Source organism: Loktanella agnita (assembly GCF_046640325.1).
GTDB lineage: Bacteria > Pseudomonadota > Alphaproteobacteria > Rhodobacterales > Rhodobacteraceae > Yoonia > Yoonia agnita.
Map to the genome: position 1 here is coordinate 72,401 of NZ_JBJMBF010000016.1, position 21,686 is coordinate 94,086.

Consider the following 21,686-nt stretch of genomic DNA (forward strand, 5'->3'; position numbering starts at 1 on the left):
TAAACATGTCATGGTTGAGTTTATGTGATTTTAAACACACATGGCTTGTTTTCCTGCAAGGTGCCTGATGTCGTTTTCGCGTCTGAAGGGGCGCAAAATTTGCAAACTGGGAACGGCTTGCGGGCTATCAAGGCTGAAATTGGTATGACCGTCAGGGGAATCGTTGATGTCGGATACAGCACAAAGATCGGGACGGCGGGCGCGTGGTGGCGGCGGTGCGGCGCGCCGGGCAGAGCGTACAGCGGTCAGTGTTGAAACGGCCAAATATATCGAACGCAACGTCCCCAATTACGAAGTTCTGACAGAAGAAGCGCTGGATGTGATTGAGGCCAACGCCGAAACCGTGCTGGCTGAGATCGGTGTAAATTTCGTTGAAAACCCTGCCGCGCTGGCCCGTTGGAAAGAGGCCGGAGCCGAGGTGGATGGCGAGCGTGTTCGCATTCCGCGTGGTTTGGCCCGAAAGCTTTGCGCGACGGCCCCCGCCCAATTCACGCAGCATGCGCGCAATCCGGAACGCAATGTGGTGATCGGCGGTAATAACCTTGTGCTCGCGCCTGTTTATGGTCCGCCTTTCGTGCGCGACGCGGCAGGTGGCCGCCGCTATGCGACGATGGCCGATTTTGAGAAATTCGTGAAGCTGGGCTATATGTCCAAATGGCTGCATCATTCCGGCGGGACCGTTTGTGAACCGACCGATGTGCCGGTGAACAAGCGGCATCTGGATATGCTGTTTGCGCATATGGTCTATTCTGACAAGCCGTTCATGGGCTCGGTTACTGAACCCAGCCGCGCGCAGGATTCGGTTGAGATGTGCGAGATCCTTTTCGGCAAGGAATTCGTTCAGAACAACACTGTCATGACCTCGCTCATCAACATCAACTCACCGCTGACATTTGATAACGTCATGATGGGTGCGCTAGAGGTGTTCGCCCGGAATAACCAAGCTAGCATCATTAGCCCCTTTATCGTTGGCGGGGCGATGGCACCTGTGTCGGTCGCGGGTACATTAACCCAAGTTCTGGCCGAAACGCTGGCCGGGGTGGCCTATTCGCAGTTGGTACGGCCGGGGGCGCCGGTGATCATGGGGGCATTCGTGACCTCGATTGACATGAACTCTGGTGCGCCGACATTTGGCACCCCAGAGGCATCGCATATCACCTATGGTGCAGGTCAGCTGGCCCGGCGTTTGGGGCTGCCTTACCGGTCCGCCGGGTCGTTCTGCGGATCGAAACTGCCCGATGCGCAGGCGGCTTATGAGACGGCGAACAGCTTGAACATGGGGCTGCTATCTGGCGTGAATTTCATGTTGCACGCTTGTGGCTGGCTAGAGGGTGGGCTGGTTGCTTCGTTCGAAAAATTCGTTATGGATGCGGACCATCTGGGCACGCTACACCAGTTCGCCAAAGGCGTGGATATGTCCGAAAACGGCCAAGCCATGGATGCCATCGCCGAGGTGGGACCGGGCGGGCATTATCTGGGCTGCGTGCATACGCAGGCGAATTTCAAAACAGCCTTCTGGCGATCCGAACTGTTTGACTACAAACCGTTCGAAACCTGGGATGAAGAAGGCGCGCGCGACACCCAGACATTGGCGACAGCGCGCGTTCAGAAACTGCTGGATACCTATCAACAGCCGGCGCTCGATCCAGAGATCGAGGCGCGATTGCGCGCCTATCTGGCCGAAAAGAAGGCCAGCATGCCGGACGCCTTTAGCTAAGATGCAGCGATGTGGCACGCATCAGGCGCGTTTCGCCTGCGATAGCGATCAACACCTCTACATGCTTTGAGGGTGAATAGCTGCCGCTGCGGTTAACCCGTGCGGCATCCATTTCTGTCTCGATATCCAGCAGATTGATCAACGCTTCGGCATTGCGCGGCAGCGTTTCCAGCTTTAGGATACGGCGCAGATGAATGTCACGACGATAATCATCAACACCAAAACGCGCGGCACGGGCGAGCAGGTTTGGCCGCTTCAGATTTCTAATTCGTGCATATATATCAAGCATTTGCAGTCCTCTTATGCCAAAATTCGGTTCAAGCGAACTATGGCACAGTTTCTGTATCCGTTGCCGAAACGACAATAGTTAAGAACGCTCAAGTTAGGTTTGTTTAGACTTTTGAAAGAATAGTTGACGCCAGAAACAACGCATTAACAAATGAGTAACCACGCATGTCTAGGTTGATTTTTCGTTACGCTGAACGTGCTGACAAATTGAAAAGAGCGTTCGTAAGTTTGGTAAGAGGACGAGTGAGATGAGTGCAAGACAAGGGTTGTTCAACCCTGACTGCCTTCCGCGTTGGGTCCCGGATGCCGCCTGCCACTATCTGGCTCATACCGAGACAGGCCTGTCGATCCGGGCCGTCGCACGTGCTACCGATTCCCACCCCTCAACCATTTTACGTCAGGTGCGCCGGTTTGAAGGCCGTCGTGACGATCCGTTGATTGATGCGGCGCTCAAATCCTTGTCCGTACATGTGGTCGAGAGTGATGATGACAAAAGAAGGGATAGCAAAACGATGAATGTAGAGTGCTGGAAAAGCAATGCTGATCAGGATGCGGTCCTGACACAGTCCAGAATTGATCAGGAAGCAAGACGTGTGCTGCGGCGTCTGTGCGAACAGGGCGCGGTTCTGGCGGTCGCCCGCGAGATGGAAACTGCCGTCGTTGTGCGCGAAACCGAATCCGGTGAACAGCTTAAGACCGCTGCCGTCAATCGCGAGATCGCACAGGCGATGGCGCTCAAGAACTGGATCAGCTGCACACAGCCCGACAGCCGCATCGTACGTTATTTCATCACTAACACGGGCCGCGCCGCCCTGCGTCGTCTGACAGCAGAAGATGAAAACCGTGCCAATGGTTTTGCCGAAAAGCGTAGTGAATTTAACGGAGATGTGGGCTGGGACATCGTTGCGATGGGCGGCATGCCGCAGGAACCCAGCCGGTATCACGCGACTGAAAGCCCGCTTGTCGGTCTGGCCCGCCGCCGGGATCGCGATGGTCAGCTGTTCCTTGGCCGCGACCTTGTCACTGTCGGAGAGCGGCTGCGCGAGGATTTCGAACTTTCGCAGGTTGAACTGCCTGCGATCAAGGATTGGGATGCGATCATTGCGGGGCAGGGCGACTTGAAAGATCTCGCCGGTCCGCCTGCCTCTATCGCGGCACGGCGCAGGGTGGTTAACGCGCTGAAAGATCTCGGGCCGGGTTTGGGCGACATTGTTTTGCAATGTTGCTGCTTTCTGGAAGGGCTGGAGCAGACCGAAAAGAAAATGGGCTGGTCGGCCCGGTCAGGCAAGATCGTGTTGCGCATCGCGTTGCAACGTTTGATGCAGCATTACGAGGATACGCAGGGCCGTTTTGGCCCGATGATCGGCTGATCCCATGCGCTTTGTGCAGGGCCGCCATGCGCGGCCCCGGAAGGTTGGACATTGGCGCGGCGCAGGGTTAGGTATTGGGCAAGCCAGAGGAACCTGTCATGCCCGTACGCGACCTGAAAATTCCCGCGCAACGCCATCCTGAAAAGCAGCGCCGCCCTGACAACGCGCAGCCGAAGAAACCGGATTGGATCCGGGTCAAGGCCCCGACCTCCGAAGGGTACAAAAAGACCCGCGACATTATGCGCGAACATAAGCTGGTCACCGTTTGTGAAGAGGCCGGTTGCCCGAATGTTGGCGAATGCTGGTCGCAGGGTCATGCCACCATGATGATCATGGGCGAGGTTTGCACCCGCGCCTGCACCTTCTGCAACATTGCGACTGGCAAACCGCCCGAAGCGCTGGATGTTTTCGAACCCGGTCGCGTGGCCGATGCTGTCAAAAAGCTTGGCTTGAACCACGTGGTCATCACATCGGTTGACCGTGATGATGTGGCAGATGGCGGGGCAGAGCATTTCGCTCAAACGATCCGCGCGATCCGCCGCCAGTCACCCGGCACGACAATTGAAATTCTGACGCCGGATTTTATCCGCTGCGATCCATCAGTGCTGGAAATCGTCGTCGCGGCAAAGCCTGACGTGTTTAACCACAACCTCGAAACTGTGCCGGGCCTTTACCCAGAGGTCCGCCCGGGCGCGCGTTACTTCCATTCGCTGCGCCTGTTGCAGCGGGTCAAGGAGCTTGATCCGACCATGTTCACCAAATCGGGCATCATGGTCGGGCTGGGCGAAGACCGGCAATCGGTCATCCAAGTGATGGAAGACATGCGCGCGGCAGATATCGATTTTCTGACCATCGGCCAGTATCTGCAACCGACGCCGAAACACCATGCCGTTGACCGGTTCGTTACCCCTGACGAATTTTCGTCCTACGAAAAAGCCGCCTATAACAAAGGCTTCCTGATGGTTTCTGCCACGCCGCTGACCCGGTCATCTTATCACGCAGGTGACGATTTCGCCCGGCTACGCGAAAACCGTCTGAAGAAACTGGGCAGTGCTTAACCGCTGAGCAACTGCCGTGCGGCTGCCCGCTGTAGCGGTGGCACGCGGTTAACGATATGCATCATCCCCAACAACAGCGCCTTGCGCGCGCCACGGCTTTGCAGCATGCGCCGGGCGCGTTCCGACACATTCAACACATGCCGCCCCAATGGATGTCGGGCGGCACTATAACCGTCTTGCGTGCCGTCCACCAAGCGCCGCGCCAGCTCTGCTGCATCAGCAATGCCAAGGTTCATGCCGCGCCCGCCCACCGGGGAATGCTGGTGCGCCGCGTCGCCCACAAGAAAAACCCGGCCCTTTTGGTAGCTATTGGCCTGCCGAATCCCAATCGTGAAGGTGCCAGAGCGGTTCAGATGATCGATCGGCAGGTCTACAGGCAAGGCCGCGCGCGCATCAGGGCGATCCGCAATGACCCGGTAGCGATCCGCGGCCATTGGTACCACGACAGCGATATGGCCCTGTGGCAGTAAGAAGCCCGTGAAATTATTCTTATGTGGCCACGTGCGGCTTTGAACATCGGCGATCGACCAGTCTCCGGGCAGGTCATATCCGGCAAAGGGGGTATCCAAAGCGTTCCGCACGACACTATGCGCGCCGTCAGCACCGATGAGCCAGTCCGCGTGATAGCTATCACCATTGGCAAAACGCGCGGTGACCCCATTTTCATCCTGCGCGAGCCCTGTCACTTTATGCCCATAGATAACTTGCCCGCCATAGCGCTGAAAGGCGGCGGCAAGATGCGCCTCTGTGCGATCTTGTGGCAGGCCGTGTACGGAAGAGCGGGCATCGAAATTCAGTGGCAACCGCATGATCGGGCGCGCGCCATGGTGCATGATCATACTGGTAAACCGCACCGCCTCTGCCGCGATGGCCGGTCCGGCGCCGCAAGGGGTGAGCAGATCAAGTGATCCCGGCGTAATCCCAACCGCGCGCGATAGGTTCGACGCGCCATCGCGCTTTTCAAACACCCGGACGGATGCGCATTGCCGTGCTAATTCAGCGGCCGCCGTCAACCCCGAAGGCCCTGCGCCGATGATCGCGACACGCATCATTCGACCACCGGTACGGCCTTGAGGTAGGCTGCGATCGCCGCCCGGTCCGCGTCGCTGAGTTGTGTAGTGTTGCTGATCACATCGACCATTTCACCGCCCGCCGTGTCGAAATCGGGGGTAAAGCCACTGTTCAGATACTCCGCAATTTCACCTGATGACCAATCCAACCCGCCCGGGGTGATATTGGGAATACGGCCCTCTCCCGACGGGTTCGGCGCACCTGCCAGCCATGCCCGGCGATCCAGCCCCCCCAGCGCATTGCGCGGGGTGTGGCATTCAGCGCAGTGGCCCAACGCCTCCACCAGATAGCGGCCACGGGTCTGTTCGGCAGATAAATCACCTGTCAGGACCCAGTCATCGCCGCCAAACAGCAGCTTCCAACCACCCAGACTGCGGCGAATATTGAAGGGAAAACCCACATCATGCGCGCGGTTCGGGGTGGCATCCGGGGGCAGGGTGCGTAGATAGGAGATCAGATCCAGCACGTCCTGCGGTGCGGCTTTTTGATAGGTCGTATAAGGAAACGCAGGATAGTAATGTTGACCACCGGGGCTGACACCGCGCTGGATCGCGCTGGCCAATTGCAGGTCGGTCCAGCCGCCGATCCCCTGTGCGGGGTCAGGGCTGATATTGGGCGCATAGAATGTCCCAAAATCACTGGGAAATGCCTGCCCGCCGGATAGCGGTCCATCGGCCACCTCGGGCGCGCGATGGCATGAGGCGCAGCCTGCTGCGGCAAAGGTAATTTCACCCCGGTCTACATCCCCTGTCAGCCCCTCAAAACTGCCCGCGGGCAGGGGGCTGGCGCGGGTTAACAGAAGCCCCGCAGCAACACTCACCAGCAGCACAACAGCCAGCCAGCGCCACATGTTTAATTGTTCCGGACGCGATAATTGCGATGACAGCCGCCGCAAGATTGACCCACTGGCCCGAACGCAGCCTTTAGTGATGCAAGATCAGTGCCTGCGACCGCTGCCAAATCAGCCGAAGCCGTGGCAAGCGCATCAACCTGTTCCGCAAACCCGGCACTATCTGTCCAGATTTCCGGATTCGCCCGGCTTTCTTCTAGGCTACTGTCCGACCCATCAACCCAATAGGCAGTTTGATCCATCGCAGCCAGTGCTGCCAGGTTATTGGCAGCTTGCGCTGCGGCAGTGGCATCATAGGGGGCTTTGTCCTGCGCCATCCCGCCCAATGTGCTCAGATTAAAGGAATAAAGCTGCATATGCGCATGGCGCGCCTCAATTGCTTTTTCGACATCCTCGCTCATGTGGCTCCCGGCGAAGGCCGTACCGGTAAGCAGGGCGCCAAGACCCAGAATGGTGGGCAGGCGGGCGTAGGTGGCTTTGGGCATAGATATCTCCATATTAGAGGCCGTGGCGTTTTCGCTCGGCCTTACGCTGGGTCACTCAAAAAGAGTGAAACGGTTTTCCGCCTACCTTGCAACTAACGGGATCGTGACTGCAAAGCCGATTATCTGAGGCGTGTCCTGCTGACAGTCAGCGCTTCCGGCCAGCCAAACAGCTTTTCAATCACCACAAGAAGAATGCACAAGGCGATGATCCCACACACAAATTTCATGCGAGACACCGACGGCGGATTTTGCGCCCAATGTTTTGCGCGCAACAGCCAGCGGATGTTCATTCGGTAAACCGGACCTTGCCGATATAGGGCAGGTTGCGGTTGCGCTGCGCAAAATCAATGCCGTAGCCGACGACGAATTCATCAGGAATTTCGAACCCAGTCCAATCCGCCTTGAAATCCACCTCACGCCGTGCGGGCTTGTCGAGCAGGGCAATCGTGCGCAGCCGGGCGGGCTGACGGCTGGTCAGATATTTGGTCACATAGGCCAGCGTGTGTCCGGTATCGATAATATCCTCGACAATCAGCACATCGCGCCCCTCAATCCGACCGCGCAGATCTTTGTAAATCCGCACCTCACGGCTGCTTTCCATCCCGTCCCCATAAGAAGAGGCCTCAAGAAAATCCACCTCCACCGGCAGCTCCAGCTCGCGCACCAGATCAGCGATAAAAACGAACGACCCGCGCAGCAGCCCAACGACGACCAGCTTGTCGGTATCGGCAAATTCGGTGCTGATTTCGCGGGCAAGATCCTCTATCCGGGCGGCAATTGCCTTGGCGCTGATCATTTCATCGATAACATAAGGACGGTGCGACATATGTGCCTCGGGCTTGGGGTTGATTTCCGGGCGCAATTTTACGACATCGTTTGGCGAAGTCACTCGTGAAAGCGCCTAGATGCCAACCCACTCCGAAACAAAGACGCTGCCTTACACGGCACAACAGATGTATGATCTGGTTGCGGATGTGGCCAATTACCCTGAATTCCTGCCTTGGACGGCGGCGGCGCGCATTCGCAGTGTAGATGATCAGGGGGACAAGACAGTGATGCTCGCCGATCTGGTGATTTCTTTCAAAGTGTTCCGCGAAAAATTCGGTAGCCGGGTCACCCTGTGGCCGGAGATCAAAAAGATCGATACAGAATACCTTGATGGCCCGTTTCGACACATGGAAAGTCAGTGGAATTTCAAAGATATAGAAGGCGGGTGTGAGGTCTCTTTCTACGTCGATTTCGAATTCCGGAATCGGTTGTTGCAGGGCGCGGCGGGAATGTTTTTTAACGAAGCGATGCAGCGGGTGGTACGTGCCTTCGAACGGCGGGCGGCAGTGCTTTACGGCTAATGGGGCGGCAATGAAAAAGGCCGCTCGAGTGCTAACACTCCCGCAGAGAAATATTCGGGCCTTGGATTTGAACTCACTCCTCTTCGTCGCCGTATAAACGGAAGGCCATCAGCCCAAGCGATATATTCCATACCCCCTGACTTTATCTGACGTTTTTGTGCTTATTGATCCCACTCAAGGAGCGTCGACCCATGACAAGTATTAAGATCAGATTATCAAACCAAATCTGAGGCTGTTGGAACTGGCCAAACAACTTGGGAGCGTCAGTCAGGCATATAAAGTGATAAGCTACTGCCGAGGCGGCTTTTACTGGTTCAAAGAACTTTACACCCTTGTCAGCTCTTCAACCCCGCGATCAATTGTTGGAATTTTTCACCTTGTACTGTGACGTGGCCGCGCAGGGCTTTTGCTGCGCGTTCGGCGTCGCCGGTTCCTAGCGCCGTGATGATTTCTTCATGTTCGGCGAGCGATTGTGCCATCCGACCTCTGAAGCGTAGTTGCATGCGTCGATATGGTTTTAGTCGGTTTTGCAGCCGTAGCGTTTCCTTTTGCAAATAGGTGTTGGTTGCGCCGCGGTAGATTTCTTGGTGAAAGCTTTCATTCTCCAGGTAATAGCCGGCGGCGTCTTCTTTTTCGACGGCTCGCCTGCATCCTGCGTTTGCCTCTGACAGCCGGTTCAAACCCTCTTCGGTCATTCTGGCCGCCGCGAAGCGTCCACATGCGGCTTCGAGTTCTGCCATTGTTTCGAACATTTCGAGCAGTTCTACAGGGCCCGGTTGGCGTACGAACACGCCTCTGCGCGGGATTTGCTCGGCCATTCCGGACATCACTAATCTTTGCAAAGCTTCCCGGATCGGCGTCCGTGAGACTTTGAAATGCGCGGCGAGTTTGATCTCATCCAGCCGTTGACCATCTTTGTACTCTCCTTGGAAAACAAGTTGTTCAAGGGAGTCGGCGATCTGTTCTGCACGCTTCAATTCCATAGGTTGAAGATAGGATAGGGAATGCATGGGATGCAAGGAATAGATTATTGTATACAGAATTATTGACGGGGGATGCAAAGTAGATGACACTTCGTCATTGCCGCACCTGAGGAGAGTCGGCACATAATGGGAGGAAACCATGACCATGAAATTTCTCGCGACGGCAGCGTTAGCCTTGGCAACGGGTTTGTCATCTACCGCACAGGCCGTAGAACTTCGTTTATCTCATCAATGGTCCAACACTGATATTCGTCACCAAGTCGCGCAAATGGTCGCTGATGGTGTGGCAGAAGCTGATGTGGATCTTGAGATCAGTATATTTGGTACGCAGTCACTATTTAAAGCGCGTGAACAGTATCGTCCGCTCAGCCGGGGGTTGCTGGACATGACGGTCTTGCCGCTGAGCTATGCGGGCGGCCAGCAGCCAGCGTTCAATCTGACGCTGATGCCAGGGTTGGTGAAGAACCACGACCATGCTGCTAGGCTAAGCGCATCGCCCTTCATGGAAGCCCTTGAAGAGAAGATGGCCGAAGATGATGTCATGGTTCTTGTGCATGGCTATCTTGCTGGTGGCTTTGTGGGCGCGGAAAGTTGCATCACAAAACCATCGGATGTTGCAGGCCTGCAAACCCGTGCGGCTGGGAAGGCATTTGAACAAATGCTCGCCGGTGCGGATGCATCAATTACGTCGATGTCATCGTCGGAAATTTATAGTGCGATGCAGACCGGCATTTTGAACGCTGCGAACACATCTTCGTCGTCGTTTGTTTCTTATCGCATCTACGAGCAGGCAGCCTGCTACACGCCTGCGTCGGATGTGGCGCTGTGGTTCATGTATCAGCCATTGTTGATGAACAAATCCACCTTCGAGGGATTGAACGAAGATCAGCAAGCCGCACTGTTAGAGGCATCCGCTGAGGCGCAGGCGTTTTATCTGGAAGAGGCCAAGAAGCAGGATGCAGAGTCAGTCGCTGTTTTTGAGGAAGCTGGGGTTGAGATTGCCCAGATGACGAACGAGGACTTCGAAGCCTGGCGCGCCTTGGCGCATGAAACATCCTACAAAGCTTTTGTTGAAGAGGTTTCGGATGGGCAAGAGCTTCTCGATCTGGCGCTTGCTGTTGAGTAAATGACTGGCGGGGGCAGCGTCACGTTGCGTTGCCCCGCTTATCATGCCCATCCAAATAAACCCTTGAAAGGATAGCTGACATGGCTGGCCAAAGCTCAGCTGTTGCCTCTCGTACAGGCAACAATCCGTTCCTGCGTAGTGTCGCGGCACTGTCTACCTTCGCTGGCTGGTGTTCAGCCGCCATGATCGTCATGGCTGTGGGCATAACTTGCCAGATGATCTTTGTGCGGTTTGTTCTGAACCAGTCGACCGTTTGGCAAACGGAGGCGGTGATCTATCTGGCCATTGGATCGACCTTGATTGGTCTTCCCTATGTGCAGCGGTTACGCGGTCACGTGAATGTCGATTTGATCCCGCTATTGCTGCCACCAAAAGCGCGTTACTACATGTGCATTTCGACGCTTTCGCTTTCCATTGCGATGGTCGCCGTGATGCTTTTTTACGGGTATGAGCACTGGCATCTGACATATGAACGCAACTGGAAGTCCGACACCGTTTGGGGTGTCCGCCTTTGGATTCCGTATTTGGCACTTCCAGTTGGCTTTGCGCTGTTCCTGCTTCAACTGATTGCTGATCTGGTCGCTGTCATCCTGAAAATCGACAAACCTTTTGGTCTGGAGGACGTGTAATGGATCCGCTTCTGCTGGGCGCGATTGTCGCCGTCGTCACGATCCTTGTTTTGTTCTCTGGTGTGTCTGTCGCACTTGGCCTTTTGATCGTTTCGACCGGTTTCATCCTGATCTTCGATGGCATGCGGTCGTTGGAGCTGTTACCCGAAATTCTGTTTGGGAAGCTGGACAATTTTGCGCTGCTGTCGATCCCGATGTTTATCATTATGGGATCATCCATCGCCTCTACCCGCGCGGGGGCAGATTTGTATGAAGCGCTAGAGCGTTGGTTGACGCGCGTGCCAGGTGGGTTGGTTATTTCGAACCTTGGTGCCTGTGCGCTGTTCGCGGCGATGTCGGGATCGAGCCCAGCGACTTGCGCCGCGATTGGCAAGATGGGTATCCCGGAAATGCGCAAGCGGGGGTATCCTGATGGCGTTGCGGCAGGGTCGATCGCTGCGGGCGGCACATTGGGTATTCTCATTCCGCCTTCGGTCACGATGATCGTTTATGGCATCGCAACAGAGACTTCGATCGGTCGTTTGTTTTTGGCGGGCGTCATCCCCGGCCTGTTGCTTGTGGTCCTGTTCATGATCTGGTCGCTTTATTCGACGTGGCAGTCTGGCGACAAACAGCTTCTGAATGCTGGCAGCTATACGTGGAAACAGAAGTTTGAGATTCTGCCGCGTGTCCTGCCGTTTCTCGCGATCATCATCGGCGTTCTTTATGCGATGTATGGCGGTGTCGCGACACCTTCGGAAACGGCGGCTGTCGGTGCATTGCTGTGCCTGTTGATCGCAATGATCATCTACAAACTGTGGAACCCGAAGGACCTTTGGGTTGTCCTGCGTGACAGCACAAAAGAGAGCGTGATGATCCTATTCATCATTGCCGCTGCGGGCGTATTTTCATACATGCTGTCCAGCTTGATGATCACGCAATCTATCGCGGAATGGATCGGGACGCTGGACGTGAACCGCTGGGTCCTGATGAGCTTTGTGATGCTTTTCCTTCTAGTGGCGGGCTTCTTTCTGCCGCCGGTCGCCGTGATCTTGATGGCAGCACCGATCCTTTTGCCGATCATCACGGCCGCAGGTTTCGATCCGATCTGGTTTGCCGTTGTTTTGACGATCAACATGGAAATCGGGCTGATTTCCCCGCCCGTTGGTCTGAACCTCTATGTGATCAACGGTATTGCACCGGATATTTCACTGAAGACGATCCTGAAAGGCTCACTTCCCTTTGTGGCCTGTATGGTGATCGCCATCATCCTGCTGTGCTTCTTTCCGGGCCTTGCAACATGGTTGCCGGACGTGGTGATGGGGGACGCGATATGAGCTATTTTAGCGAACTCGTCTCAACCATTTTTGATCGTCGCTATCGCAAAGCCCGATCAGACGAGGTTGATCAGCGCACGACATCGGATCTTTGCGACGCTCTTTTGAGCAGTCAGGGCGAGGTGTCAGGTGTTACACTGGCGCGCAACATTCTGGACCGCTATGCGAGCATGGAGGCAGAGGAAAAAATAGATTTCTTTGCGTTTATGACCCATGCGCTTGAGATTGAGCCGGATGCTGTTGTTACTGCCCTTGAAGCCTATCGTGCCAAACCCGGCAAAGGATCATACCGTGCCTTCGCAGCAGCGTGCGAACCCGCGAGGCAAGAGCTTGCCCGGCGTTTGAATCAAGTTCCAGGGGCGACCGGTCAGCTTGTAGCGATGCGTAAAGATCTGTTGCGCGTTATGAAAACACGCCCGGACCTTGAACCCCTGGATGTTGATTTTAAGCACTTGTTCGCGTCTTGGTTCAATCGCGGCTTTCTGGTCTTGCGCCCGATCAATTGGGCAAGCCCTGCCGATATCCTTGAAAAGATTATCGCCTATGAGGCGGTGCATGCCATCGACAGTTGGGACGACCTGAGACGTCGGCTGAAACCAAATGATCGTCGCTGCTTTGGCTTCTTTCACCCCGCAATGGCGGATGAACCACTGATTTTTGTCGAAGTTGCCCTGACCAAGGGTATTCCGAATTCTGTGCAGGGGTTGCTTGCCGATGACCGCACCGAGATTGAGGCGGACGATGCTGACACGGCTGTGTTCTACTCAATTTCGAACTGCCAAACGGGTCTGGCGGGGATTTCCTTTGGCAACTCGCTGATCAAACAAGTCGTCTCTGACCTGTCAAAGGAACTGCCGGGACTTCAGACATTTGTGACCTTGTCGCCAATACCCGGCATGAATAGCTGGCTTGATGGCACCGCGCTTGACGCGCCACAGCCCGACTCTGACCAAGCCATTGCGGCACACTACCTTCTTGAAGCGAAACGGCCTGATGGCATGCCGTTTGATCCGGTCGCAAGGTTTCATCTTGGTAACGGGGCCATGGTCCATGCTGTGCACGCCAATGCGGACACGTCTGAAAATGGGCAACGTCAGTCGAACGGAGCCATGGTGAACTACCTTTACGATCTGTCCCAAATTTCGCAAAACCACGAACAATTCGTGGGCGAAAAGACTGTTGTCTCATCTGCTGCTGTGAAAGCGCTCAGCGGATTGGTGTCCGCCAAAAGTCTAGGAGATCGGCCATGACAAATCCGTTGTATGATACTCTTTTCAAACAACATCAGGGCAAGACGACGGTTTTCCTAGAACTGGCAGATGGTACGGTCTTTACGCATCGTGATTTTCTCGAACTTGCCGCAAAATATGCCCATGTGTTCACCCAGCTTGGCGTCAAACCGGGTGAAAGGGTTGCAGTGCAAATCGAAAAATCACCGCAGGCCTTGGCAATCTATGCTGCCTGTGTTCAGGCGGGTATTGTCTTTCTCCCGCTGAATACGGCGTATACTGCGGATGAGGTGTCCTATTTCGTCGAAAACAGCGGCGCAAGGGTTGTGCTGTGTGATGGCAAAAGGTCTGAGGCTTTGGCACCAATCGCCAAGGCGTCGGGTGCTCTGCTGGAAACGATGCACAGTGATGGCAGTGGCAGTTTTGCGGTGCGCGCTGAGGCAATGGCATCAGCGTTTTCGACGGTGGAACGGTCAGAAGATGATCTGGCCGCATTTCTTTACACCTCTGGCACGACCGGGCGTTCAAAGGGTGCGATGCTCAGCCAAGGGAATCTGTTGTCGAATTGCAAAGCTTTGGTGACAGAGTGGGCGTTCACTTCCGACGATGTTTTGCTTCATGCCCTGCCGATCTTTCATACGCACGGTCTGTTTGTTGCCACCAATATTGCTTTGCTCGCGGACAGTAAGATCATCTTTATGCCCAAGTTTGACGTGGATGTGATCATCGCGCAGATGCCGCGCGCCACGACGATGATGGGGGTGCCGACATTCTATACCCGTCTGCTCGACGACAAACGGTTTACCAAAGAACTGGCGCAGCACATGCGGTTATTCATATCGGGCAGCGCCCCCTTGCTGGCCGAAACTCATGTGCAGTTTGAAAAGCGGACGGGCCATCGCATCCTGGAACGCTATGGCATGACCGAGACGAATATGAATACCTCCAACCCTTATACCGGCGAGCGTCGGGCAGGCACTGTTGGGTTTCCGCTGCCGGGTGTTGAGGTCAAGATCACCGATAGCAAGACCGGCGCAACACTGCCACAAGGTGAAATCGGCGAAATTGAGGTGCGGGGCCCGAATGTGTTCAAAGGCTATTGGCAGATGCCAGAGAAGACAGCCGAAGAGTTGCGCGAGGATGGTTTCTTTATCACCGGCGATCTTGGGCAGATTGACGAAGATGGGTATCTGCACATCGTTGGACGCAATAAAGACCTGATCATTTCGGGCGGTTACAACATCTATCCAAAGGAAATAGAGTTGCTGTTGGATGAGGTAGACGGTGTGCTTGAAAGCGCGGTGGTCGGCGTTCCGCATCCTGATTTTGGCGAGACTGTGGTTGGCATACTCGTTGCTGAAGCTGATGCTCAGCTTGATCTTGATGCTATTCAGAAAAACATCGTGACCTCGCTTGCGCGTTTCAAACATCCGCAGAAATTGATCGTCGTGCCGGAATTGCCGCGCAACACGATGGGAAAGGTGCAGAAAAAGGCATTGCGTGAGCAGTACAAGGGTCTATTTACGCCTGTCTGAACAGGGGCTGGCCGTCAGGTGGGCGTGTCACCAAGGTCAAGCAGCGGTTTGAACGCGCGGCCCGGTGTTTCGAACATGTCCAGCGCATCGTGCCATTGCGCAAGCGGAAACACCTCTGTTCCGGGTAACTGGGCGATGCGGAGCTGTGGCCAGATCTGTCGAAACCCTGCTTGCCACTCTGCCGTCGACTGATCCCGCAGCACGTCGCGCAGGTGGAACCGCCGATAGGCGGCTACTGTGCCCGCAGGCGGGAAGAGCGGCTGACCCGACAGCAGTCCGTAGCTTACGAATTCTGCGCCAAGTGGCATGTTGCCCAGCACGGCTGCCCCAACAGGGCCGCCAACCGCATCGAAAGCAATATCGGCGTTTTTTGCGGTGGCCTTGATCGCTGCCATATCGTTCTCGGCGAGGGGGTCCACCCCAAGCGATGCGAGCCAGTCCCGCCTGACAGCAGTGCGATAGATACCTGTCACTCGCGTCGCTCCCCTTGCCTGCGCCCATTGCGCCAGCAGTGCCGCGATGAATGACCCAGCGCCTGTGATGATCACATGCTTGCCCGCGACCGGACAGAGCCGCAGCATGTGATAGGCCGAGACCGGGTTGATATAGGCGCGTGCCGCCAATGTGTCGGGGATGTCATCGGGTACCGGCACCGCGAGATGTGGATCGCAATCCACGTAGCGCTGCCATGTGCCCGACCCACGCAGCGGGAGCACGCGGCGCCCGATCATTTCGGCCAAAGTTGCAGGGGCAGACACAACCGTCCCGAAGCCTTCGTATCCGGCTGTCATCGGGGGCAATATCAGGTGACGATACGCGCCGGTGATCGGGATCAAATCCGATGGGTTGATCGGGGCATAGCGCATCGCCACGCGCAGCATGTCAGGCGCGCATCTGCCGGTTTGGCTGCTATCCATCGTCAGCACCGCGCGCGGATCGCCGAACTTGTGATAGCGCAATGCCAAGTTATCCAAATGATCATGTCCCATATTCCGGCACCGCAAATTGCAGAAGTGCCGCGTGATGGCAAGCCGGGCGAGCACGATTGGTACCTTCTGGTGCGGTTCGAGGAAGGATTGGCATACTGGCGGCGACAGGCAATGATTTGCATCCTTTGCGAACCATTCCGGGACCGATGAAGTCTTGCCTCAGCAATTGGCGCGCATGTTGATTTGTGCACAGTTCACGCAGCGCACAAAGGACTTACAAGTTGACACCTTCCGGCATGCGACCTAGCAACTCGTCACATGGGCTGCGGCACAATTATAGAGGGATTAGTAGTTGATTAATTTCAAGTCAGTCAAAGTCTCTTACCAAGAAAAAACCATTCTGGACGATATTAACTTACAACTGACAGAACGCCGTATTGGGATTGTCGGCAGCAATGGCAGTGGCAAAAGTACCTTTGCGCGCCTGTTGAACGGGCTGCTTGCCCCGACCGAAGGGCAAGTGACAGTTGACGGTCTTGATACTCGGACCGAGGGCAAGAAACTACGCCGTAAGGTCGGGTTCGTATTTCAGAACCCCGACAATCAGATCGTTTTTCCCATCGTCGAAGAAGATATCGCTTTTGGCATGAAAAACCTTGGGATGGACAAGGCGACGATAGCCCGCAATACCGAAGAGGTGCTGGCTCGCTATGATTTGCTTGATCACCGCACCCATCCGTCGCATTTTCTTAGTGGTGGACAGAAACAGCTTTTGGCCATTTCGGGCGTGCTGGTGATGGAACCGGAGTATATCGTCTTTGACGAACCGACCACGCTTTTGGATTTGCGCAACAAAATCCGCGTCTCCCGCGCGATTGCCGCGCTTGAGCAGACCGCAATTGTGGTGACCCATGATCTTGATCTGCTGACCGATTTTGACCGTGTGCTTGTTTTTGGCGACCAACGGATCATCGCCGATGATATCCCTGCGGTCGCGTTGAAACACTACAAAGAGGCGATGCAGGGTGTTTGACCTTTATCGTCTGGGCAATTCCTTTCTACACCGGATGCCTGCCGGGCTGAAGGTACTGCTGCTTGCTGTGTTGGGAACATTGATCTTTCTTGTGGGCGAATTGTTCATCATCATCGCGTTCCTCTTGGCGACCCTTGCACTTTACCCATTGGCCGGTCTGCCGCTGATCAGCGCTTGGCGGCAGCTGCGGCCTGCACTTTGGATTTTGATCGCGATCCTGATTGCGCAGGGGCTGATTAACGGCTGGCTTACCGGAGTATTTGTGGTGGCCCGATTTGCTGGGCTGCTGCTATTAGCGGGCCTTTTAACATTGACCACGCGGGTGTCCGACATGGTGGATGGGATGGAGCGGGGGTTTTGGGTGCTAAAGTATGTGGGCATCAACCCGGCAAAAGTCAGCCTTGCGTTGTCGCTCGCGCTGCGCTTTATCCCGGTTCTGGCTAAGATCACCAGCGAGGTGCGCGAGGCGCAAAAGGTACGCGGTCTTGACCGCAGTATCATTGCCGTCGCCATACCGGTGGTGATCCGCACCTTGCGCATGTCGGACGAAATCGCAGAAGCCATTGAAACGCGCGGCTACAGCCCGTAGGCGCAGAAGAACAAAGTTGGAGTGGACCCAATGAATACCAAAGATATTGTTTATGTTGCGCTTTTCGCCGCGTTGACGGCGGCGCTCGGGCTGTTTCCGCCCTTGACACTGCCGGCTGTGGGCGTGCCGATCACGGCCCAGTCTATGGGCGTCATGCTTGCAGGTGCACTTGCCGGGTCCAAGCGGGGCGGCTATGCGCTTTTGCTTTTTGTGATACTCGTGGCTATTGGTCTGCCGCTTTTGGCCGGTGGCCGTGGCGGGTTTGGCATATTCCTGGGACCTTCAGGGGGCTTCATCCTGTCATGGCCCATCGCCGCCTTCCTAATCGGCTGGTTGTTTGAGCGGCACCAGGGTGAGACGCCTTTTGCCTTGTCACTGCTCTATATCGCGCTTGGCGGGGTGGGTGTTGTCTATCTGATTGGTGTGCCGTGGGTTGCCTTCAGTGCTGAACTGACGTTTGTGCAAGCCTTTACCGGCTCCGCCGGGTTCATCCCCGGTGATATCGTCAAAGTAGTGGTCGCTGCCTTAATTGCGCGCGGGGTGCGGCGCGCTTATCCGGGGCTTTAAGCGCCGGGCAGGTCCCATTCAAGCTTGATGCCTTGCCGCGTGCACGTGGCAAGGATTTGCGCGGAACAATCGCAGCTTTATTCAGCGTCAGGGTCTTTTGCAATCAGATACGGCTCAAGCAGCGCGCGCAAATCATAGGGAATGGGGCTGGGGGCGGAGGCCCCGCGCGCCACGCAGATCCAGACGATATCCGCAGTGGCACGCAACGCGCCGTCCTCACCTGCCATTTGCAACGCAAAGCCAAGGCTGGACCGGCCCAAGCGGCTGATAGAACAGGAGATTTTCACTATGTCGTCATATCGGGTTGGCGCATGAAACTGCACCTCTACCTTGCGGACATGGAATACATAGGCGCCACCCGGGGCGAAATGTCCTGAGAGCCGTTCAACCCGAAAGAAATGCCCGATTGCGGCCTCAAAATGGCTGACATAGGCGGCGTTATGCATATGCCCGTGCATGTCGATATCCCGAAACGGCACGGTGATGCAATAATGGCGATCCATGATGACGGCTTTCTGCAAGGCTTTGCTGGGGCATATCGCGCCGACCAGATGCCCGCAACAGCTGGGTGCGCGGGCGACTGTGCTCAACCGCCTGTTTGACGTTTCTGGCTTTGCTGCGATGATGGTCGTAAGTCTGGCTGTTGCCGGGATAAGCACCATCAAAATGTGCAACAAAGCAGCGCTACAGGCGCAAGGGAATTAACATGCCACTATCCGCAGCACTCAGCCGTCACGGCAGAGAACGCCCCGACGCCTGCGCGGCTGTCATCGGCGGGCGGGCCGTCAGCTATGGCGCGCTGACCTCTCGCGCAAGCCGGTTGAGCCGCTATATCAGTGCGCTGCCTCGCGTCCCGCGCAGCCAAAAGGCACTGCGCGACGTACCGGTCTTTGCGGTTATCATGGGCAACCACCCGATGATTACAGAGTTTCTGGCCGCAGCGCTGGCAGGGGAATGCTGCATCATACTGCTCGACCCGCTGCTGCCAAGCGACCAATTGGGGGCCATGCTGGATCAGCTTTCACCCGATATCCTTTTCGTTGCGGGGCAGGGGACAGCACCATTTGAGGGGCGTGCATTTTCCGTTATGCGCACTGAAGGTGATGTCGATCTGGACCGGCTGATTGCGGACATCCCTACAACACCACTCATAGAAGCATGCGATGATGCGCCGTTCCTTGTCGCCTTCACCTCTGGCACCACATCACGGCCCAAGGCGTTCCTGCGGCAGCGACACAGCTGGCGCACCTCTTTCGCCGCCGGTCGCGCGCATTTCGAAACGGGGCCAAATCTGCACACATTGTCGCCGGGTCCATTGGCACATGGGCTATCGCTTTACGCCTTTGCCGAAACGCTAGAGGCCGGGGCGACATTTTATGCGCCTGAGAAATTCAACGCGGCTGAATGCGCTGCGGTGATTGCCGAAAATCAGCTTGCGCGGCTTGTCTGCGTGCCCTCAGTACTTGATGCGCTTTGCCGTCATTCCGAGGCGCTTCGCAGCCTTAGACAGATCACGACCGCAGGGGCAAAACTGGAGGATAACCTGCTGCGCCGGATCGGGGGGATCGCGCAACAGGCGCGTGTGACGGAATATTACGGCGCATCCGAATTAGGCTTTGTGACCACCGTGTCCCATGATCCCGGTGCCGCAGAGGACACGCCGGGCAGTGCAGGTGTCGGGTATCCCTTTCCGGGGGTGGACATTACGCTGAGGAGTTGCACAGACGGAGCCGGCACGGTCTGGGTCCGGAGCGCGCTAATGATCGATAGCTACCTTTGGCAGGATGATACGCTCGGTCTGCAGCGCGACGGCGATTGGGGCAGCGTGGGCGACATCGGGCGGATTGATGAAGATGGCTGCCTGCATCTTGTGAGCCGTGCGGGCGGTATGGTGATTTCGGGCGGAAACAACATCTACCCGGATGAGGTTATGACCTGCCTGCAACGCCATTCTGCAGTCAAGCAAGCTTGTGTTGTGGGGATTCCCGATGCCGCACTGGGCCAAACGCTTGTTGCGGTGTTGGAGTGGGAAGAAGAGGGCCCGCAGCCAACACTCGCGGACCTAAGGGACCATTGCAGGGCGCAGCTGCAGAAATACAAAGTGCCGCGCCGGTTTTTGATCACGAGCGAATGGCCCATGACTAGCAGCGGCAAGATCGCGACGGGGCAGCTTACTCATTGGATCATGCAAGAGGATGAACAACTTGCGCCACTCTGACCTGCCCGAAGATCGGCAACCCGTTATCATCGCCGCACGGCGCAGCCCGATTGGGCGGGCCTTCGGTGCCTTGTCGACGGTGGAACCGCAGGATCTCGCCGCCCCGATTATCCAACAAGCGCTGGTGGATAGCGGGGCCATGCCTGAAATGGTCGATGATGTGATCTTGGGCAATGCGACAGGCGGCGGCGGCAATATCGCGCGGCTCGCCGCTCTGGCAGCAGGCCTTCCGGTCAGCGTGCCCGGCGTCACCGTTGACCGGCAGTGCGGCTCTGGCCTTGATGCCATTATTACTGCCTGCCATCTGGTCACGGCTGGGGCCGGGGAGCTGTTTCTGGCCGGGGGCGTTGAAAGCACCAGCCGGGCACCTTGGCGCGTCGCACGGCCCCGGCATCTAGGCGAATTGCCCGCTTTTTTCGGTCGCGCCAAGTTCGCACCAGAAGAGATCGGCGATCCCGATATGGGGGTCGCTGCAGAAAACGTTGCCACCCGATACGGGATCACGCGCGAGCGTCAGGATGGTTTTGCACTGCGCAGCCACCGCAGGGCCGTGCGCGCGCAGCAAGGCGGGGTCTTTACGGCGGAAATCGTGCCAATCGGGACGGGCGACGGCAGCATGGTCACCCACGACCAATGCCCCCGCGCGGATACGTCAGAGGAAAAACTGGCCCGGTTGTCGCCGGTTTTTGTTGATGGTGGCACAGTGACGGCAGGCAATGCCTGTCCGTTGAATGACGGCGCGGCAGTCGTTGTGGTTACCAGTCTCGCGCGAGCACAGCAGCTTGGGGCCAGCGCGGCGTTACTCTTTGCGGGGGGCGCCAGCGCCGGGGTCGACCCGTCCTATCTCGGTATTGGTCCGGTCCCCGCAACGCGCAAGCTTTTGAAGCGGCAACCCGATCTGCGCCTTGCTGATGTGAAGCTTGTCGAATTCAACGAAGCTTTCGCCGCACAGGTGCTTGCCTCACTCGATGAACTCGGCATTGAAGAAACGCGGGTGAACAAAGATGGCGGGGCGCTTGCGCTAGGGCATCCGTTCGGGGCCTCCGGCGCGATCCTGGTCACCCGGATATTTTACCAATTCCTGAAATCTGGCAGCGATGGGGATCTCGCCTTCGCGACGATGGGCATCGGCGGCGGTATGGGGCTGACGGGTGCGTTCAGATATGTGCGTTTTTTGTGACCTGCAGTCCCCTTTCAAGAGCGTCTTGATCGAGCGTCCTTGACGCGGTGTACAGTTCGAAATCCGCATCGTTGATATCAGCGACAGCTAGAGCATGTTGCACTCAATGGCCCTCATATCCTGCGGCCTTGAAGTAGTTGTAGCACTCTTCGTCTGAGAAAAGG

Annotated in this window: 24 protein-coding genes and 1 pseudogene; 16 read left to right on the plus strand and 9 right to left on the minus strand. The window is 56.5% G+C overall.

Annotated elements, in window-relative coordinates:
• The first annotated feature begins 166 nt into the window (after positions 1-166).
• Positions 167-1,717 carry a trimethylamine methyltransferase family protein gene (locus tag ACJ5NV_RS16595; protein WP_411645488.1) on the plus strand — a complete coding sequence of 517 codons (1,551 nt, stop codon included), beginning with the start codon at positions 167-169 and terminating at the stop codon, positions 1,715-1,717.
• Here ACJ5NV_RS16595 and ACJ5NV_RS16600 read toward each other — a convergent pair.
• Positions 1,710-2,006: a DUF6477 family protein gene (locus ACJ5NV_RS16600; RefSeq protein WP_411645490.1), complete on the minus strand. Its 297-nt coding sequence runs from the start codon at positions 2,004-2,006 to the stop codon at positions 1,710-1,712. The two genes, ACJ5NV_RS16595 and ACJ5NV_RS16600, sit on opposite strands and share 8 nt — an antisense overlap.
• A gap of 247 nt (positions 2,007-2,253) precedes the next feature.
• On the opposite strand from ACJ5NV_RS16600, the gene ACJ5NV_RS16605 reads away from it, so the two are divergent.
• Together ACJ5NV_RS16605 and lipA are read left to right on the plus strand one after the other, a co-directional pair.
• Positions 2,254-3,375, plus strand: a complete 1,122-nt coding sequence (locus ACJ5NV_RS16605; protein WP_411645492.1) for a DUF6456 domain-containing protein — start codon at positions 2,254-2,256, stop codon at positions 3,373-3,375.
• A gap of 98 nt (positions 3,376-3,473) precedes the next feature.
• Positions 3,474-4,433: a lipoyl synthase gene (lipA, locus tag ACJ5NV_RS16610; RefSeq protein WP_411645494.1), complete on the plus strand. Its 960-nt coding sequence runs from the start codon at positions 3,474-3,476 to the stop codon at positions 4,431-4,433.
• Here lipA and ACJ5NV_RS16615 read toward each other — a convergent pair.
• The 5 genes from ACJ5NV_RS16615 to hpt form a co-directional block, all read right to left on the minus strand.
• Complete coding sequence (locus ACJ5NV_RS16615) at positions 4,430-5,485, minus strand: FAD-dependent oxidoreductase (protein WP_411645495.1); 1,056 nt, start codon at positions 5,483-5,485, stop codon at positions 4,430-4,432. The genes lipA and ACJ5NV_RS16615 overlap by 4 nt on opposite strands.
• Positions 5,482-6,354 (minus strand): c-type cytochrome, encoded by an 873-nt coding sequence (locus ACJ5NV_RS16620; protein ID WP_411645497.1) that lies wholly within the window; start codon positions 6,352-6,354, stop codon positions 5,482-5,484. The genes ACJ5NV_RS16615 and ACJ5NV_RS16620 overlap by 4 nt, the downstream gene beginning before the upstream one ends.
• Positions 6,355-6,356: 2 nt before the next feature.
• Positions 6,357-6,839, minus strand: coding sequence for a c-type cytochrome (locus tag ACJ5NV_RS16625; RefSeq protein ID WP_411645499.1), 483 nt, complete (start codon positions 6,837-6,839; stop codon positions 6,357-6,359).
• Positions 6,840-6,958: 119 nt separating this feature from the next.
• Positions 6,959-7,129, minus strand: a complete 171-nt coding sequence (locus ACJ5NV_RS16630; RefSeq protein ID WP_411645501.1) for a hypothetical protein — start codon at positions 7,127-7,129, stop codon at positions 6,959-6,961.
• On the minus strand, positions 7,126-7,665 hold the full coding sequence (hpt, locus tag ACJ5NV_RS16635; protein WP_411645531.1) for a hypoxanthine phosphoribosyltransferase: 540 nt from the start codon (positions 7,663-7,665) through the stop codon (positions 7,126-7,128). The genes ACJ5NV_RS16630 and hpt overlap by 4 nt, the downstream gene beginning before the upstream one ends.
• 79 nt (positions 7,666-7,744) lie before the next feature.
• Here hpt and ACJ5NV_RS16640 point away from each other — a divergent pair, with 79 nt between their 5' ends.
• Both ACJ5NV_RS16640 and ACJ5NV_RS16645 read left to right on the plus strand, forming a co-directional pair.
• Positions 7,745-8,188: a type II toxin-antitoxin system RatA family toxin gene (locus ACJ5NV_RS16640; protein WP_411645503.1), complete on the plus strand. Its 444-nt coding sequence runs from the start codon at positions 7,745-7,747 to the stop codon at positions 8,186-8,188.
• Positions 8,189-8,399: 211 nt separating this feature from the next.
• A pseudogene (locus ACJ5NV_RS16645) lies at positions 8,400-8,516 on the plus strand (IS481 family transposase); the annotation flags it as partial.
• A gap of 7 nt (positions 8,517-8,523) precedes the next feature.
• Here the strand turns inward: ACJ5NV_RS16645 and ACJ5NV_RS16650 are convergent.
• Positions 8,524-9,171, minus strand: coding sequence for a GntR family transcriptional regulator (locus ACJ5NV_RS16650; protein WP_411645505.1), 648 nt, complete (start codon positions 9,169-9,171; stop codon positions 8,524-8,526).
• A gap of 139 nt (positions 9,172-9,310) precedes the next feature.
• On the opposite strand from ACJ5NV_RS16650, the gene dctP reads away from it, so the two are divergent.
• The 5 genes from dctP (at position 9,311) to ACJ5NV_RS16675 (ending at position 15,006) form a co-directional block, all read left to right on the plus strand.
• Positions 9,311-10,297, plus strand: a complete 987-nt coding sequence (dctP, locus tag ACJ5NV_RS16655) for a TRAP transporter substrate-binding protein DctP (protein WP_411645506.1) — start codon at positions 9,311-9,313, stop codon at positions 10,295-10,297.
• Between the two features lie 80 nt (positions 10,298-10,377).
• Entirely contained in the window at positions 10,378-10,926 is a 549-nt protein-coding gene (locus ACJ5NV_RS16660) for a TRAP transporter small permease (RefSeq protein ID WP_411645508.1), read from the plus strand.
• Positions 10,926-12,242: a TRAP transporter large permease gene (locus tag ACJ5NV_RS16665; RefSeq protein ID WP_411645509.1), complete on the plus strand. Its 1,317-nt coding sequence runs from the start codon at positions 10,926-10,928 to the stop codon at positions 12,240-12,242. The genes ACJ5NV_RS16660 and ACJ5NV_RS16665 overlap by 1 nt, the downstream gene beginning before the upstream one ends.
• Positions 12,239-13,492, plus strand: a complete 1,254-nt coding sequence (locus ACJ5NV_RS16670) for a malonyl-CoA decarboxylase (RefSeq protein ID WP_411645510.1) — start codon at positions 12,239-12,241, stop codon at positions 13,490-13,492. The genes ACJ5NV_RS16665 and ACJ5NV_RS16670 overlap by 4 nt, the downstream gene beginning before the upstream one ends.
• The gene (locus ACJ5NV_RS16675) at positions 13,489-15,006 is read left to right on the plus strand and encodes a malonate--CoA ligase (protein WP_411645512.1); all 1,518 of its coding nucleotides are present in this window, start codon (positions 13,489-13,491) and stop codon (positions 15,004-15,006) included. The genes ACJ5NV_RS16670 and ACJ5NV_RS16675 overlap by 4 nt, the downstream gene beginning before the upstream one ends.
• 14 nt (positions 15,007-15,020) lie before the next feature.
• On the opposite strand, the gene ACJ5NV_RS16680 is transcribed toward ACJ5NV_RS16675, so the two are convergent.
• Complete coding sequence (locus ACJ5NV_RS16680) at positions 15,021-15,995, minus strand: zinc-dependent alcohol dehydrogenase family protein (RefSeq protein WP_411645513.1); 975 nt, start codon at positions 15,993-15,995, stop codon at positions 15,021-15,023.
• A gap of 292 nt (positions 15,996-16,287) precedes the next feature.
• Between ACJ5NV_RS16680 and ACJ5NV_RS16685 the strand changes: the two genes are divergently transcribed.
• Genes ACJ5NV_RS16685 through ACJ5NV_RS16695 form a run of 3 tightly spaced genes read left to right on the plus strand, consistent with a single transcriptional unit; the run spans position 16,288 to position 18,124 of the window.
• Positions 16,288-16,968 carry an energy-coupling factor ABC transporter ATP-binding protein gene (locus tag ACJ5NV_RS16685; protein ID WP_411645515.1) on the plus strand — a complete coding sequence of 227 codons (681 nt, stop codon included), beginning with the start codon at positions 16,288-16,290 and terminating at the stop codon, positions 16,966-16,968.
• On the plus strand, positions 16,961-17,557 hold the full coding sequence (locus ACJ5NV_RS16690) for an energy-coupling factor transporter transmembrane component T family protein (RefSeq protein WP_411645517.1): 597 nt from the start codon (positions 16,961-16,963) through the stop codon (positions 17,555-17,557). The genes ACJ5NV_RS16685 and ACJ5NV_RS16690 overlap by 8 nt, the downstream gene beginning before the upstream one ends.
• A gap of 30 nt (positions 17,558-17,587) precedes the next feature.
• Positions 17,588-18,124: a biotin transporter BioY gene (locus ACJ5NV_RS16695; protein WP_411645518.1), complete on the plus strand. Its 537-nt coding sequence runs from the start codon at positions 17,588-17,590 to the stop codon at positions 18,122-18,124.
• Between the two features lie 77 nt (positions 18,125-18,201).
• On the opposite strand, the gene ACJ5NV_RS16700 is transcribed toward ACJ5NV_RS16695, so the two are convergent.
• Positions 18,202-18,627, minus strand: coding sequence for an acyl-CoA thioesterase (locus ACJ5NV_RS16700; protein WP_411645520.1), 426 nt, complete (start codon positions 18,625-18,627; stop codon positions 18,202-18,204).
• On the opposite strand from ACJ5NV_RS16700, the gene ACJ5NV_RS16705 reads away from it, so the two are divergent.
• Genes ACJ5NV_RS16705 through ACJ5NV_RS16715 form a run of 3 tightly spaced genes read left to right on the plus strand, consistent with a single transcriptional unit; the run spans position 18,626 to position 21,522 of the window.
• On the plus strand, positions 18,626-18,829 hold the full coding sequence (locus ACJ5NV_RS16705) for a hypothetical protein (RefSeq protein WP_411645521.1): 204 nt from the start codon (positions 18,626-18,628) through the stop codon (positions 18,827-18,829). The genes ACJ5NV_RS16700 and ACJ5NV_RS16705 overlap by 2 nt on opposite strands.
• A 1-nt stretch (position 18,830) precedes the next feature.
• Positions 18,831-20,342 carry a class I adenylate-forming enzyme family protein gene (locus tag ACJ5NV_RS16710; protein ID WP_411645523.1) on the plus strand — a complete coding sequence of 504 codons (1,512 nt, stop codon included), beginning with the start codon at positions 18,831-18,833 and terminating at the stop codon, positions 20,340-20,342.
• Positions 20,329-21,522: a thiolase family protein gene (locus tag ACJ5NV_RS16715; RefSeq protein ID WP_411645525.1), complete on the plus strand. Its 1,194-nt coding sequence runs from the start codon at positions 20,329-20,331 to the stop codon at positions 21,520-21,522. The genes ACJ5NV_RS16710 and ACJ5NV_RS16715 overlap by 14 nt, the downstream gene beginning before the upstream one ends.
• The last annotated feature ends 164 nt before the right edge of the window (positions 21,523-21,686 follow it).